Raw genomic sequence first — 16837 nt, 5'->3', positions numbered from 1 at the left:
ATCGAATAAACTACTCCCAATCTTACGCAAGTGCGTAATTTGAATAGGAAAGAAAACTAATGAGCAACATCGAAGAACGTGTAAAGAAAATCATCATTGAGCAACTAGGCGTTAAAGAAGAAGACGTAAAGCCGGCAGCATCTTTCGTTGATGACTTAGGTGCAGATTCTCTAGACACAGTTGAGTTGGTTATGGCTCTAGAAGAAGAGTTTGATACCGAGATCCCTGATGAAGAAGCTGAAAAGATCACGACTGTTCAAGCAGCGATCGATTATGTTTCTGCGAATCAGTAATACTGAATTCTAGAAGACAGGCGGCATTTATGCCGCCTGTTTTTGTTTTAGGCCTCCGAAAACCTTTCTGGTTTTACCAGTTTTAATTCTTCCATTCTTTTGCTTTTCGGTCGCCAATGTTTAGAGGAAAATATTGTGACTAAACGCCGTGTTGTAATTACAGGTTTAGGACTTGTAACTCCAGTTGGTAATACCGTTGATAGTACATGGAAAGCATTGCTATCAGGACAAAGTGGTATTGCACCAATTACTTCTTTCGACGCAAGCGGATTGACGACTCGTTTTAGCGGAAGTGTAAAAGACTTCGATATTGAACAATATCTATCTAAGAAAGATGCTCGTAAAATGGATAAGTTTATCCAGTATGGTATGGCGGCAAGCATTCAAGCCTTTGAAGATTCAGGCTTAGACATGGACAAAGAAAATCCAAGCCGTGTTGGTACAGCTATCGGTGCTGGCATGGGAGGCTTACCACTGATTGAGCAAAATCATTCAGCTATGCTGAAAGGTGGAGCTCGCAAGATCTCACCATTTTTCGTACCAAGTACCATTATCAATATGATTGCGGGCCACGTATCCATTAAATACGGTATGAAAGGTCCTAACTTTGCTGTTACAACAGCTTGTACAACGGGCGTTCATAATATCGGTTTTGCTGCACGTACTATTGCTTACGGTGATGCCGATGTCATGGTTGCAGGTGGTGCAGAAGATGTAACATCTTCAATGGGCGTTGGTGGATTCGCAGCAGCTAAAGCACTTTCGACACGCAATGATGATCCAACTAAAGCGAGTCGTCCGTGGGATAAAGACCGTGATGGTTTCGTTATCGGTGATGGCGCAGGCGTTATCATCATGGAAGAGTTTGAGCATGCTAAAGCCCGCGGTGCTAAGATTTACGCTGAGTTAGTGGGTTTTGGTATGAGTGGTGACGCCTTCCATATGACTTCACCTCCAGCAGATGGAGAAGGTGCAGCTGCAGCAATGGAAAATGCCATTAATGATGCGCAGTTACCTAAAGATCAGATTGGCTATATCAATGCTCACGGTACATCGACTCCTGCTGGCGATAAAGCTGAAGCAGCAGCAGTTAAATCTGTATTTGGTGATCATGCTTATAACCTGATGGTAAGCTCGACCAAATCGATGACAGGGCATTTACTCGGTGCAGCAGGGGCGGTTGAAGCAATTTTTACAATTTTGGCTCTGAAAGATCAAATTGTACCACCAACACTAAATCTAGATAATCCTGATGAAGGTTGTGATTTAGACTTTGTCCCACATGAAGCACGTGAAGCAAAACTTGATTTTGCACTGTGTAATTCATTTGGTTTTGGCGGCACTAACGGTTCGTTACTGTTTAAAAAAGCCTAACACAATATTTGTTAAGACAGTAAAGCGATGTTTTCAGATGAAGCATCGCTTTTTTATTCACTCAAAGAGACAGAGTTCCTTTCAATTAAATACGGTTGATAGCAATATTCAGAGGGTAAATTGCTAAACTCGGTATTTGCGCCACTGAGGGAAAGTGATAACAAGGCAGCATGTTTCGCCATTTGATCAATCGGATATTTCAATGTAGTGAGCTTCGGTTGGCAGACTCGGGCAAATAACGCATCATCAAAACCGATAATTGAAATATCTTCAGGAACACGAATTCCTTTTTCTGACAGTTTAGAAATTACACCCACCGCCATTGCATCATTGTAAGCAAATATTGCTGTAACTTTGTCTAAGTATTCAATAAGTTTGAGTGCAGCCTCTTCTCCGCCATCAAATGTTGGTGTTGCTTCAAAATACAAATTTTTCGTTAGCAAGGCATTTTCAAAGCCTTTCTTTCTCAGAAGAGGATCATCAATCTCTAAGCAGCTATTTACTATTGCTATCTGCTTATGTCCCTTATGGATCAAATATTCAGCAGCTAGCTGTCCTCCATATTCATTGTTTAACCAAATACAGCGTGATTGGTATTCAGCTATGAATCGATTAATGAGGACAAGTCCAGGTAACTCATTCAGGTAGGTAGAGAGTGTCTCATCACTCATTTTTTTTGAATGAACAACCATAGTGTCACAATTTTGTGAAATAAGGGATTCGATGGCTTGTTGCTCCGAGCGCTCATCTTGGCCACCAATACTTAGGAGTAGCTGCATATTTGTGAGACGAGTTATCTGTTCAACAGAAGAGGCGAGTTGCCCAAAGAAAGGGTCGCTGACATCAGGAACTACCAGTCCCAGAGTCGTGCATTTTTTAGATGCAAGGGCTCTAGCTACTGTATTGGGCCGATAGTTAAGTTGTTGCATTGCGGACTTAACTTTACTCTGCGTTTCTTTATTGACCAAGCCTGAGTTATTTACCACTCTCGATACAGTAGCGGTAGATACTCCAGCTAATTTTGCAACGTCTTTAACAGTAGTCATATAGCCATAATTTTCTTTATCTTAACTTAAGTATCTTTTTTTAGTGTGCAAATTGCAAGCTAAACTCCTTGATTTTACTTGATGTAAGCGTTTACACTAATTTCAGTAAAATGACTCATGGATAATGAAATGACAAACGCTTTTGACCCTACAGAGCATCCGCATCGTCGCTATAACCCTTTGTTAGATGAGTGGGTTTTAGTCTCGCCTCACCGTGCTAAGCGTCCTTGGCAAGGACAAGTTGAAACCCCAGATTTTGAGGTTCGATCTGCTTATGACTCCGAATGTTTTTTGTGCGCAGGTAATACTCGTATCAACGGTGAGATAAACGAAAACTATAAATCTACCTACGTTTTTACCAATGATTTTGCCGCTTTAAGAACAGATTCTCCAAGGTATAGTGAAGATGATCCTTTATTTAAAATGGAAGTTGAACAAGGTGAAAGTCGAGTCATTTGTTTTTCTCCGGATCACAGTAAAACGTTACCGCAAATGAGTTTGCCTGCCATCGCTGAAGTCGTAACTACTTGGCAGCAACAATATGCAGAGCTCGGCGAAAAGTACTTATGGGTTCAGGTGTTTGAGAATAAAGGGTCAATGATGGGGTGTTCTAATCCGCATCCACATGGTCAAGTATGGGCTCAAAACCATCTACCAACATTAGTGACTAAAAAACACAATGCTCAAAAAGCTTATTTTGAAAAGCATGGCTCTAATTTACTTAATGATTACGTGAAGAGGGAGATTGAAAGTAAAGAGCGTGTCGTAGTTGAAAATAGCCATTGGCTCGTGGTCGTTCCATACTGGGCTCAATGGCCTTTCGAAACCTTGGTTTTACCCAGATTTCCAGTTAACCGAATGACAGACATCACTGGCGAAGCTAAACAAGCATTAGCAGATATCATTCAACAAATCACTATCCGATATGACAACCTGTTCAATTGCTCTTTCCCATATTCAATGGGTTGGCATGGCGCCCCCTTTGATGATGAAGAGCACCCAGAATGGACGTTACATGCGAGTTTTTTCCCTCCGCTGTTGAGAAGTGCCACTGTGCGTAAATTTATGGTCGGGTACGAAATGATGGCGGAATCTCAAAGAGATTTAACGGCAGAGCAAGCCGCAGAAAAACTAAGATCATGCAGTGAAAAACATTATACGGAACAATAAAAATGAATAACAAAGTTCAAGGTCTATTTGAAGCTCATTATAAACACGCCGCCAGTATTGTTTGTCATGCACCAGGGCGTGTAAATTTGATTGGTGATCATACTGACTATAATGATGGCTTTGTTTTACCTGCAGCGATTAATTTTGGTACAGATATCGCAGCAAGTAAACGAGAAGACAACGAAGTAAAAGTTGTTGCCTATGACATTAACCAAGAGCAAGTTACTTTCTCTCTGAGTAATATTGAGTTTGATACTCAGCATAGTTGGAGTAACTATGTACGTGGCGTTTTGAAAATGCTACTCGTGGAGTTTCCCCAAATTAATGGCGCAGAGTTAATGGTTACGGGTAATGTTCCTCAAGGGGCGGGTCTGAGTTCCTCTGCGAGTTTTGAAATTGCGGTTATCAAAGCATTTTCAGAATTGTACGAATTACCGATGGGTGGTGTTAAGGCGGCACTAATCGGTCAAGCTGCTGAAAACAATTTTGTTGGTTGTAGTTGTGGAATTATGGATCAACTAATATCTGCAATGGGAAAAGAAAATCATGCGATGCTATTGGATTGTCGCACACTAACTTTTAAAGATGCGCCATTGCCAGCGGGAATGGCCATTTTAATAGTAAATTCTAACGTCAAGCGTGGACTTGTTGATAGTGAATATAACTTAAGGCGTGAACAGTGCGAGAGTGTCGCAAAACACTTTAATCGTAAAGCGTTGCGAGATGTATCACTTACTGAGCTTGAAGAGCAAGAAAGTGCCCTAGACTCTACTCTTTTTCGTCGTGCTCGACATGTGATCACTGAAAATAATAGAACTCAGGAAGCATTAAAATGTTTACTTGATAGTGATGTCACTCGTTTAAGTAAACTCATGATTGAATCTCATCAATCATTGAAAGATGACTTTGAAGTAACAACGCCTGAAATGGATTTTTTAGCTGATTTCTTAAACGAAAAGCTTGGTGGAGATGGAGGTGCTCGTATGACTGGCGGTGGCTTTGGCGGCTGTGTAGTGGCAATTATACCGGAACAACGTGCTGATCAATTGATGTTGGATGTAACCGAGGCGTATCAGGAAGAGTATAAGTTATCTGCTTCATTTTACATTTGCAAGCTTACTTCTGGAGCATTTAGAAAACATTTTTAATAAGTTAGAACTAATCGTTTAAAGTGCTTTTATCTCCGAAGAGTGGAAGCGCTAATTTATCTTCCAAAAGATAAAGTTAAGAATAAATTAACTTCTGTTCAAAAAGGAAGTTATTAATTTATAGACGCTATAATTGATTTTCTAGTCATATCTTAGAAACTTGTTATGGCCACTAATTGCCCTCCAGTTGATAGTTACTTAGTTCCACAAACTGAGTGGAATCAATATTCCTATTATCAATTAATGCGATTAGAAGGTAAGGTTTTAGAAACTTTAGACTCCAGTAATCAACCTATTTATTATCGAGTTATTCGCAAAGATGTGAATTGGTCTTTTGAACAATTTCACCAAAAAGCACCGTGTGAATACATACCTGCTACAGAACATTTATTACCTAATTTCGAGCGTCAGACAATAGATGACGTGACTTCCAAGCTTACCATTATAGAAAAAGCATTTTTTAAAGTAGAAGCATCTTCACGTGATAAAAAACTTGATGACTTTCTTGATTTAGATAAAACAGCCGATTATGAGTTGCTTGTTAAATGTTTGAATAAGGATGGCAAGAGCTTAGCTCATGTTTCTGCTGAACATTTAAAAGAAAATAACAAATATATGGCTTTTTGGGTAACTCATTCTGCGAAATGGGGGGCACCAATTAACCGACCTGATAATAAAGGTTATACGTCGTTAGATTATCTTTTTAATAAAGGGTATATGGTTGCAGCTGAAACGGTAGTGAATGAAAATTCTGGAGCCAAATTGTCTGAAACTTTTGCACTTGAAAGGGGGCAATTTAAAGAGGCTATAGAGCAAAAGGATTACAATACTTTGATGCGTTTGTTAGTAGCTATTGAGCATAAACCTAATGCTCAATGTATGAACGTTATTGCAGAGCTAGAAAAGCTTGTTACTCCGTCTTTAATAATCAAACTTCTTGATAATCGGAATAAGAAAGATGAACGTAAATTAGGAGGATTAATTTTAAAAAGATGTCACAAGGTTCGATTTATCGCAGATTTATTAAATCAATTGATGACTATGAGAGATAGTTTTGCATTTGAACTAGCGATAAAGACAATCCCTGCTGATTCTCTAAAAGATTTAGGCAGGCAAAGTGTCAGTATTCAACAGTTATTGTTAAATAGCTCAAGGGTTGAGTTCCTTGAAGCATATGTAAGAGCAAAATTAATTGGTTTAAAAGATAAAAATGGAAAAACAATATTTCAACTGGCAGTAGAGAAATTGAATTGCCATAAAATTAGTTTTTTTATGGGTGAAAAGGAAAGTTTAGATAATCTAACAGAATTAGAAAAAGATACACTGATTACTGACATTATTAAGAAGTATGGCACTATTTCTAAGTGTCTTTTTCAGACTTTTGATGAGAAAGTTCGAGATAGATGCGCAAACTTTATTCGTTGGCTAGTGCTTAATCAAGCACAAGATATTGCTAAAGATAAAAAATTTTTCGAACTGCTTTTTAGTGGTCAGCGTCGAAACCTTCTTCATGAAGTTTATTGCGCGGTACTGGATGATCCAAAATTGTTTCCAAGATCATTCACTGATCAATTCATTTGCTTTTTATACCAGGAACGAAAATATGCTGGGTATTTAAAAAGTTTAGTGAGTAGGAAGATCGATTGTAATGTATTTCTTCCCTATAGAAATACGACGTTACTCGGCGCCGTATGTGAAGATTCTGACTGGGAGTTGTTCTGGAAAATGACTCGAAATGAAGCATTAGAATATAACTTACCTGATAATAAGCGAAGTGCTTTAGCCCCAATTATATTAGCCGTAACGCATGAAAGGTGGGAGATGATTGAACATTTTTGCTCTGAAGGTGTTTCAGCAAAAGTTGATTTTGGAGTGACAGATCATCAACAAAATACTGCGTTAATTATAGCTGCTAAATCTGGTGACTTTTATATGGTCAGTTTACTTTGTAACTGTATGGAGGCTGAATCTATTATGCAACAGGGACGATCCAAAAAATCGGCCATTAGTTATTTAGTTTCAAAAGTAGATACTGAAAAAATTGATCTTCAATGTAAAGCTCTATTTCAACTTATAAAGCGAGGAGCAAAGTTTGATCTTCGTACCGAGAGTTTGAACAAGAAAGGGCTTAGAATGCCTAATGAACTGAGAGTTGCATTTGCTGTATATTGGTGCCGTAATTCGGAACATGATGCGCAGGGGATCTGGAAGTCGGTTGTTGATGGTTTAAGCCCCCATGAAACTCTCCAGATCTTAGAGTCACTGGTTGATACTTGGTCTCAAACAATGCCTATGTATTTTGACCGTATGATGTATAGAAATCATGCTGTAGCAAAACTCATTAATGGGTCTAAAAATCAGACATCTCTATTACATAAAGCAGCAGCGACAAACAATCGTTTTGCATGTGAGTTAATGCTAGATGCGGGAGTATCTTGTGATCTCGTTGATGAAAATGATAATAAGCCACTGTTTTCAGCAATTGCAACTCGAGAGAAAGGGGTTTTTGAGTATTTAATAGAAGATGATAAGTCATTCGATGCAACTAACATTGATGAGCTTTTCCTATTACAGTCGAAAATACAACGTTTAGCACAGGAGGCTGAGACAGAGGATGTATCATTTGAAAAATTATGCGAAGACAGAGCTGAACTATTAGGGAAAAAATATAGAGAGAGAGTCCCAGCTACAACAAGTAGGCAAAGCCAACAAAAAACTGAAGTAGATAAAACGTCTAGCACGGATAGTAAAGAAAGCTTGAGTGATGGTAGTTCTGAAGATACCGAAGTAGAGCTTTTAACAATAAATGCAGATTCTGTTATGTCTCAAAATAAAGCTCATAAACGAGATCGGGGGCAAACTTTGTCAATGTTGGGTGTTAGTGCTTGTCAACTAGAAGCTAGAGAACCAGCTTCAATTCCAATGGAGCATCCTGAGTATTCGACATCTAAAACAGCAAAATGTGCAGAATCACCTGTTGAAAAAAGTGTTGAAGTTGATAATAGTCTTAAGGTCTTAGACGTCACTCCGGCAGTTTCATCAACGTTATCAAGAAAATTAAAGTTAGCGTCTGATACGAAGTATAAAGAAGGTTGTAGTACTTTATTATCAGATTTTGACCCAACTGAAACTACTGAGGAAATACGCTCTAATTCCGAGGCTTGCAAAGTTGTACCAACAGACCCTGAAAATATAGTTACTTTAGTTTTTCCTCATTTAGACTCTGATAAAGAACTCGAAATTGCAGAATTTTCCTCAACATCATACTTAAAGCATAATCAGCAAGAAGCTCAACCAGATGAACTTTCATATAATGTTTTACCTGATTTGAATCAAACCCTAACCACCAGTTTTAAGTCAGAGTTAAAAAGCGCACTCATGCTTTCGACAACGGTTGATAATCAAGGGCTTGAGCTCGAATCAGGTAAGGCTTATCACGAAGTATTACCAGACTCAAAACAAACCCATGTAGAAAATTTTGAATCAGAAAAAGAAGATATGTTCATAGCTCAAGGAACGATTGAAAAAAATGGAGCCGAATTAAAAGAAGAAGTAACCTCAGAAGAAAAAAATAAGGCACTATTTAGTAAACTTTTATGAGAAACTGTCGATATAACAAGAAATAAAAGAGATTCATAACAGGTCTCATTAAGCAGTTTTCTTTTGGGGTTCTATTCATGCCAACTTTGTTTTCATTCGGAATAAATTTGTTTAACCGTCTTTGTTTTAAACGAAAATTCTCTTTACTTGCCACCGTTACGCTTATTCCTCTGATGTTTGGTGCATGTTGGATTGTTGAACAACAGCTACATGAGAGAGGAATACTGGTTAATAAGTTAGACGGAAAGCAGCAGATAGAGCAACTCAGGCCGTTGCAAACAAAAATTTTAAACCTTAGAAGCTCACTAAGAGTTAATAAAAGTCAATTGCGTTCGACGCTTTCATTTTGGCAAGCATCGTCTTTTAAGTATCCAAGAAGTCAAACTCAGTATATCGAACTTGAATCTGCCATTTCTACGTTTTCAGGTAATGCAGACGACGTTACTCAGTTATCAAATTTACTTTCCGAGTTTAAACAAGCGATAGCAGCAGAGAGTGGTTTAACTTTAGATTCAGATCCACAGGATTTTTATCTCGCTAATTTATATGTTAATAGGATCCCTGATGTTATTGAGTTTAGTTCTTTAGACATACAGGTTGCTAAAAACATTTTAACAGCTCAACGCTTTACTCCTGAAACTTATACTCAGTTAGTTGCAGTAAATAAGAGGTTGTCAGAACTATTGTTATTGCAAGATAAACAAGCACAGAAATTGTCAGAAGTGCTAAGTCATGACTCGAATTGGTTGTCTGCGGCGAAAAAAGCAAAGCAGAGTACTCAAACATTAATTGAAAGAATCCAAAGCAGCCTTATTGATCCAGATAGCTTCCAAATAACATTGTCAGAATTTAATTCTTTAGTACGTGTTCAACAAAAATCTATTTTAGAGCTAGACAAACTTGCGAGTAAGTTGCTCAGTCAGAGTCTTAACAGTAAGGTTGAGCTTCAGCAAGACCATATGTACTTTGTTATTTCATTTGTTGGTTCTGTAGTGCTACTGAGTCTTTACTTCTTTTTATCGGCTTATAAGGCTATCAGCCAAAATATCGCATCTATCCACAAAGCAACTACCCTTGTAGCTGGTGGTGATTTAACTACCGATCTTGCTATGCAAAGTAAAGATGAGTTTAAAGAGATTGCGGGCGCGTTTAATCAAATGTTGCGCAATATGCGTGAATTGATCAGTGGAGTTCAAGAACTAAGTCATGAAGTGGTGGACGCAAGCCAACAAGTCCAGGTTGCGACAATGGATGTCGAAACAAACTTAACGAATCAACAGCAAGAAACACACGTTGTGGCAACCGCAGTAAGTCAGCTTGTAGCATCAGTTAATACGGTTGACCAAAACACACAGCAAGCAACGAATATTACCGTTTCAGCTCAAGAAGATGTCAATCAAGGGCAAAAAGTGATTTTGAACACGGTTGAAGGGATTAATCATATTGCGCAAGAAGTTCAGGCTGGTGCAGAAGCAATAAATCAATTAGCCCAGCATGCTGATGACATTGGTAAGGTGGTTGATGTCATCCATGAGATTGCAGAACAAACAAATTTATTAGCACTTAATGCTGCTATTGAGGCCGCTCGAGCTGGTGAACAAGGTCGTGGTTTTGCGGTTGTTGCAGATGAAGTGAGAACATTAGCAAGTAGAACTGCATCATCGACTGATGAGATTCGTCGCATGATTGAATTAGTTCAATCAGCAACATCAAAAGCAGTAGAAACTATGAACTCTGGTTCGCAGCAAGCCAATGAAGGCGTTGAACAAGCTAATGAAGTGAGCGAGACCATCGCAAACGTCACAAGAAGAGTCTCTGAAGTTGTTCAATTGAGTGCGCAAATTGCAGGTATTGTATCTGAACAACGACAAGCTACAACTCAAGTTGATGAAAACACTCAAGCGATTGAAAGTGGCGCTACGGTTGCTCTCAAATCAGCTCAGTCGGCAACTCAAGTTGGTGAGTTATTAGCAATAGATGCGAAAAAGTTATCTGAACAAATTAGTGGGTTTAGGGTTTAGTACTCTATGCTTCTTTTTATTATTAGCTATGGCTGACAGTCTATTTATTTTTAGAAATTTAAATAAAGATTAACTTTGCATTCACTCTCTATTCATTAGAGTTAGATAAAATTAGAAGATAGATTCATTTTACTATTTTTTATCGATGGAAGTTAATACCAGTCCTCAAATTAGAAAACACATAGACACAGCTGCGCAAAGACCAGCTGTGATGAGTGCTGGTGCGTCTTCAGAGCTAGGAGGGTTTAATGTCGATGGACGCCAGCCATCAAAGAAGGTGCATAAATTTCATTCAAAAAGGAAGGCTCTCGAAAACGACAGTACCCCCTCAAAACGCCCAAAAGAATTAAACTTCACGCAAACTGGACAAAGTAATAAGAGAGGTTATGAACCCAAAATAGCTCGGATGCTCAAAGAACAAGATGCTGTCAGTCGTGTTCGTAAATTAAAAGATAGATCTCAAGTAGTTTATGATACATCTAGAAACGACTTTCCAGCCTCTCGAGCTAAACAGTTATATTTACACCAACAATCATCCGTTGAAGTGCTGGATGATCATATCGCACGTATTGATCAACAAATTTGTGAGTGGGAAGTGAGCAATGACCCTGAGCAAGCGGAAAACAGAACACGAAGGTTAGAACTTGATATTTTATTACAATGTCGTGATTGGGTTATTAATCGCTATAGACAAATAAAGCATAGTTCTGAAAAGCCGCTCCCTGAGGGAAAGTTTGTTCCTGTCAGGTATACCGCTGAACAATGCAGAAGTGATTTCCGGTTATGTGTTAAAAAAGCTGAATACTGTGGTGACGTTGGCGTAAATGACGATGACATAACTGTATCTCAATGTTTGGATACTGGTGAAGAACGCCTAACACATGCAGCCAGAAGTCAAGCAAGTGGTTCAACTGAAGCTCAAGTAGGATTAGCGAGTTTAGGCGTTAATTTTCCTAATGGTATTCATGAAACAGTTTTTTATTTACTTCACGATTTAATTGAGGACAAACTTGCTCAGCGTCAGGAGGTTGTGAAAGGTAATAGAGATTTTGAATTATATGTGGTCAGTGACGATACTCCTTCATGCATAAAGAAAACTGGTAAATTAACTGGTTTACAACTATTAGCAACATTGAAACCAAGTAAGCATGTAAACTTAGAAATGCAAGATCAAGAAGTTAGAGCCAGTTTACTAACAGAGGATAGTTCGACAGAAGCCGTATACCCAGAAGCTAATGAGCTACTTAATGATGAAGCTACTGCTGAAAAATATGAAAACCTTCCTGCTGGTGCCGTGGGCATGGCATATGAACAACCTACTGTCAATTCAAACAAATCAGGTAAAACTAATTCAAGCTCTCAGTTGAACACTACGACAGACTCTTTAATACGTCCGCCAGCTGTTCCCCCAACACAAAAGCAACGATTCAAAACTGTTCAGACCTTAAATAGAAGTACTAGAGATTATAAAGAGGATTATTCAAGACAGCCGCCTGAAGATAGGGTGTATTCAAGTATTCGTACAAGAATAAAAGTGGGGGGTAGTGATATTTCGGGATCTCTATTAGTCGAAGCAGCACCTCCAGGAAGACCTGAACGTCCTAAAGAAGCAGTTAAAACCGTTGACGTTGGAATAGAAAATCAAGGTACAGAGGATAGTGAAGTTCAAACTGCTCAGGCAGGAAAAGAGGAATTACTCACTGAAGATAAACCTAATGAGGAGCCGTTACAAGCTGATTTTCAAGGTGAAGGGGCTGATGAAGTTGCACAAGAAGTTAGTGTAAATGTAGTGGAGTCAACCGAAAGTCCTACAGTACTCCCTAAACCTGATGGGGCGAGTGATGAAAAGGAGCGAAGTGAAGCTCCGATACCCGTTGCGACACCTACAACTGAAGGAAACAGATTAGACGAGTCACCTGAACCCCAAAAAACGCCAGAAGAAGTAGCAAAACTTCTAAAGAAAGCTCTGAAAGAAAGAGATCTTGATGCTATAGAAAAATACTCTATGGGAGTCGTAGTTGAGTTAGATCCTATCAAATCGGTCGAAGCGAGTCGTAAATTACAAGAAAAAGTTGATGTAACTAGTATTACTGATTCAGAAGGTAAAGGAGATACATTAGAAAAAACCGCTGTAAGTGAACCTGAAGTTAAAAGTTTCGATGGCTGGGTAGAAGTGCAAGCAGCTCAAATTCCGTTATCAGGAATTTTTGAAAGTGTGTTAGAGCATACCGATACGGAAGCAACTGAAGTGTTATTTACTAAAGGGATCCTGAAAAGAGAAGATGTATTACATGAACTACAAAAAGATCAAAGCCCTGCTAAACAGGCTCATAATAAAGGAAACGAGACAATGACTCGGTATTTTATTAACAAAGAAGCTGAGTTAACAGGTTCAAATGCGTTTAAAGTGTCAATGGTTAGAGGCTTTTTTAAAGAGTTGTTTACAAAGTTTTTCAAATTGGTGGGATTAAGTAGCTCCAATGAAAGCAAGCCAATTTTCGATGAAAAAATAACGCCAAAAATAATGCAGGAAGCACAAGTCTCTGGTAAAAGGGCACTGGAATACGCAATCGATAAAGGCGAAACAGAAGCCGCTTGGCAAATGATGAAAGCACTAAAGTTCGATTTTAAAGGACATTTTAGTAAGAGCGATGATATTTGGACATGTATCTTCAGAGCTAAAAACTTGGAATTATTTAAACGAATGCTCAATGAAAATAGAGATAAGAACCCTGAAGTTTACTTCTTCGGCTCAAAAGTGTCTCTGAGAGAGTACCTAGATAGCTCTATTGGAATGGCTATTGATGAAGCAGAACGTGCCGAATGGAAAGCGCAATTAGTCGATACTTTTGAGACCAAACATAATCATATCTAAACTAGTTATAAACACACCTTTGAAATATCAATTTATATAACTAACACTTGATATTCTTCTATCTTAATAACCTCATTCTAAAATTATCTTTAATTTAACAGTGAACAAAAATTAAGCTCACTAATATCAAAGGTCACTTACAATGATTAGAGTGATTAATTAAAAAATGAGGTAACTGTGTCTTCTTCTCTATTGAGTATGGTTGTCCACTGCAACCCTATAACGGCAACGGAGCCTTCCAATATTAAACAAAAACCAGCAGGGCAAACTGATGATATGTTTATTAAAGATTTTGGGTGCTTTCCGAGTAAAAGTAACGAGCACGAAATATCAGTCCTATATTTTCATACATATGAATTGAAAGTTAGATCTAAAATACCTCTTGGAACAGAAGGAAAAGAAAAGGCACTTGCGCTCAAAGCTCTATCTGTTGCACAACCACCAATACTTAAAGGTGACTTATCATCAAAAAGACAAACTGAACTAAAAGAAATAAGCTGTTGTTATAAGCCTTTTATTGAGTCTATCCAGAATGTTGATGATGAGCTATCAAAGCTGGATGATTCTTTGCATTATCTTGATGCTCGTCAAGGTACGAAAGAAAATGAATTGTTTATTCAGTTTGAAATACTTGTAGGGTTTAGACGCTGGCTTATAGATAAATACAATGCTTTCATGGAAGAGAGTAAAGGACTTGAAAGTTTAGATGTCAAAGAAAGAAAATTCACCCTAAAAAGAGAAGTTGATGAGTGTGATTTTGCTACGGATAGTAATGGAGAATTAACAGGTTTTGATGACTCATTAATCGGTCATTTAAATCAAGTTAGTTCTGAGGTTTTGAAAATTTTGGGAGAAAACCACACCAATGATAATGTTCAAATAAATTCAAACCTTATAGGTCTTTCAATCTTCCCAAAGGACATCCAAGTAGTTATTTTTAATGAGTTAGTTAAGTTTGAAAGTATTTCAAAACAAAAGCTAGAAGAACAAAAAGAACAGGCTGACCTTGATGAATTAATTAAGGCTTTGGATTCTCTAGGAGAAAGTGCAGAACTTTACAGTAAGGAAATTACACACCAACTCGCAAAAGTTGTAGTTGAACAAAGCCCAATTCAGCCAACTGTTAAATCTACCCCGATAACCGCAGAAAAATACTATTCAGTACGAAAGAAAAGGATGTTAGCAGACTTACTAAGCGAACAATAAGTAAGTCTTTCATAATTCAATAACTATTAAATAACCAACTCCTTGTAACTTTTGTGTTAGGCCTAAGTCCACATTAAATTAATTTAAGCCAGAGTAAACCTTTAATTAATCTCTATCAATTAAAATTAATCCTATAGAGTTATCAACATAGGTAATTTAATGGCTTCACCAACCTCGTCTTCAGAAAAAGCACACTTTCCAGCAGCCATGGAAGTGAAACCATTACAAGAACAAGCGAAAAGCGAAATGACATTGAAAGGAGCTGTCGTTTCTCCATCTGTTTCGGATGGAAAAAATAAACAACAACAAGATTTTTTTACAGCTAAACCCCAAAGTGAACCAATAGACTCTACTTCTATACAAAAGTATCAAGCAGTAGAAGAAGTAAAACCAAAATCATTTCTTGGAGCAGCCTCCCTTAGATACAAAAGTTGTGCACATTTACCAAAAAGATATCAAGGTAACGTTGCTAAAATTGACAAGAAACTGCAGGAAATTTCGGAGCAGATACTTGAAGTTGAAGAGGGAATTTATATGAAGAAGGAAGAGTCAGCTGAAGGTAAAAAATTAGAATTTGAGCTTTTATTAGCATTTAGAGATTGGTTTATAGAGAGTGTAAGTAAAACATGTAATGATTCTGAATATTCAACTCCTAAAGATATAGAAAAACGACATAGAAAACTATGGCCCCGCGGAATTAAGTTCAAGCCTGAAGGGAGTGTTGAGCAAGCATTTAAGCTCGATAAATCAAACAGGCCGGAAGGGATAGATAAAACACCTTGTGAATGTTTTAATGAATCAATTCAGTTGGTTGAAAGTGCTTTTGACTCTGACTTGCTCAGTGATTATATGGTGCTTTCTTCAGAAGATTTAAATTTAAACAAATTTTTTGTTTCGTCTAGAAGCGTAATTGCTGGGGCATTAATTGAACTATGTAAGCTTCATCAGCGAGATAAATTGGCTTTTCCTAAAAAATATAGAGAGGCTTCTGTCAAAGAGGGGGGAGAAGGGAGTGTTAAAGAGTCACTAGGAGGGAAGGGTTTTACTGGAGCAATATGGAGCAGGCAAGAAGAAGGGCTCGTACCTCCTGAAGTAACTTTATCTACTCCAATAGAGGCTGATAGAAATAAAAAAGAAGTAAAAGAAAGTTCTGATTTAGAGTCAAAACTGAAGAGTTTAGGTTTAGTTCAATTTTCCGGCCGACTTGAAAATATTGGTAGAGCTTTATCAAAAGAAGAGTTAGAAATTTCGACTTCAATTGATTTGCAATTAATAAGTAGAGTTGAGAAGTATTCCCAATTGCAATCTCACCCCCTTAAAGCTGCCTTCGCAACTGCACCTACAATAGATAACGGAGCAACAAGTGAAAGCCTTGTAGAAGATTTAGAGAGAGAAATTACTACTTTAATAGGTTTGAGAAATTGGCTACATGAGAATATAAACAGCTCTACACCATTTAGAAAACTAAAACTGGGAGATGCAAAGCGCCTTAGTAAATTAACGGTTCATTTTACGCCTGAAAAAGCTTTTTCATTTTTTGATGGTTTCGATGAAAGTGATGCAGATATAAAGGATAAAGTTATTAAAAAGCTTATGCAGAAGGCATACAGCGTCATTACAAAAGCTCTTTGGGCTGATGCTTATAAGACCAGTGAAACGAGAGAGGGCTCAGTAAGCGAAATCAAAGCTGATTCAGTTTATTTAAGCGGTTTTCCTTTAGAGGTACAAGCAATTATTTTTGAAACAATACTAAATTTCGAGCGTCTTCGCACTGAACAAGAATACAAAGCACAAAAAAGTAGAATTGAGCTACAAGAAAAAAGAAAAAGCCGAGCTAAATAAACTTACTAGCCTCAGTTATAGTCGTTATAGCTAAGTAGAAATTAATGATGTTTCAAATTTGTACTTTGATTAAAGGCTCGCTTCCTTATCCCTTACTGGTAATAGCCCTAAGTTCAGACTGAAACTCCAGAATCAATATAAGCTATATACCTAGTTCGTACAACAAGACTAATTAATTCCTTGGGTGTATAAAAATTAATCTATTTTCATCCCTAATTCCGTTTTTATTGTTTAAACTTATAAAAAAACATTTTTGAGAACA

10 protein-coding genes are annotated in these 16837 nt (G+C 37.7%); 9 read left to right on the top strand and 1 reads right to left on the bottom strand.

Annotated features, from left to right (window positions below):
- Positions 1–59 precede the first annotated feature (59 nt).
- Positions 60–293 (top strand): acyl carrier protein, encoded by a 234-nt coding sequence (gene acpP, locus AC1EU2_RS13635; protein WP_129945971.1) that lies wholly within the window; start codon positions 60–62, stop codon positions 291–293.
- Positions 294–428: 135 nt separating this feature from the next.
- A complete protein-coding gene (gene fabF, locus AC1EU2_RS13630; RefSeq protein ID WP_480298824.1) occupies positions 429–1667 on the top strand; it encodes a beta-ketoacyl-ACP synthase II in 1239 nt (412 codons plus the stop codon).
- 53 nt (positions 1668–1720) lie between these two features.
- Here fabF and AC1EU2_RS13625 read toward each other — a convergent pair whose 3' ends face one another.
- Positions 1721–2713: a LacI family DNA-binding transcriptional regulator gene (locus AC1EU2_RS13625; protein WP_480298823.1), complete on the bottom strand. Its 993-nt coding sequence runs from the start codon at positions 2711–2713 to the stop codon at positions 1721–1723.
- A gap of 129 nt (positions 2714–2842) precedes the next feature.
- Here AC1EU2_RS13625 and AC1EU2_RS13620 point away from each other — a divergent pair, with 129 nt between their 5' ends.
- The 7 genes from AC1EU2_RS13620 (at position 2843) to AC1EU2_RS13590 (ending at position 16575) form a co-directional block, all read left to right on the top strand.
- Positions 2843–3883 carry a UDP-glucose--hexose-1-phosphate uridylyltransferase gene (locus AC1EU2_RS13620; protein ID WP_480298822.1) on the top strand — a complete coding sequence of 347 codons (1041 nt, stop codon included), beginning with the start codon at positions 2843–2845 and terminating at the stop codon, positions 3881–3883.
- 2 nt (positions 3884–3885) lie between these two features.
- Positions 3886–5031, top strand: coding sequence for a galactokinase (galK, locus tag AC1EU2_RS13615; RefSeq protein WP_480298821.1), 1146 nt, complete (start codon positions 3886–3888; stop codon positions 5029–5031).
- A gap of 165 nt (positions 5032–5196) precedes the next feature.
- Complete coding sequence (locus AC1EU2_RS13610; RefSeq protein ID WP_480298820.1) at positions 5197–8631, top strand: ankyrin repeat domain-containing protein; 3435 nt, start codon at positions 5197–5199, stop codon at positions 8629–8631.
- Between the two features lie 77 nt (positions 8632–8708).
- Positions 8709–10652: a methyl-accepting chemotaxis protein gene (locus AC1EU2_RS13605; protein ID WP_480298819.1), complete on the top strand. Its 1944-nt coding sequence runs from the start codon at positions 8709–8711 to the stop codon at positions 10650–10652.
- A gap of 211 nt (positions 10653–10863) precedes the next feature.
- Positions 10864–13527, top strand: a complete 2664-nt coding sequence (locus AC1EU2_RS13600; protein ID WP_480298818.1) for a hypothetical protein — start codon at positions 10864–10866, stop codon at positions 13525–13527.
- A gap of 177 nt (positions 13528–13704) precedes the next feature.
- Positions 13705–14733: a hypothetical protein gene (locus tag AC1EU2_RS13595; RefSeq protein WP_480298817.1), complete on the top strand. Its 1029-nt coding sequence runs from the start codon at positions 13705–13707 to the stop codon at positions 14731–14733.
- Positions 14734–14892: 159 nt separating this feature from the next.
- Positions 14893–16575 carry a hypothetical protein gene (locus AC1EU2_RS13590; protein WP_480298816.1) on the top strand — a complete coding sequence of 561 codons (1683 nt, stop codon included), beginning with the start codon at positions 14893–14895 and terminating at the stop codon, positions 16573–16575.
- Positions 16576–16837 lie beyond the last annotated feature (262 nt).

It is taken from the genome of Parashewanella sp. 2304DJ23-3 (genome assembly GCF_056591695.1).
Note: the sequence above shows the minus strand (reverse complement) of the source record. Positions and strands in the feature narration are given on the sequence as shown.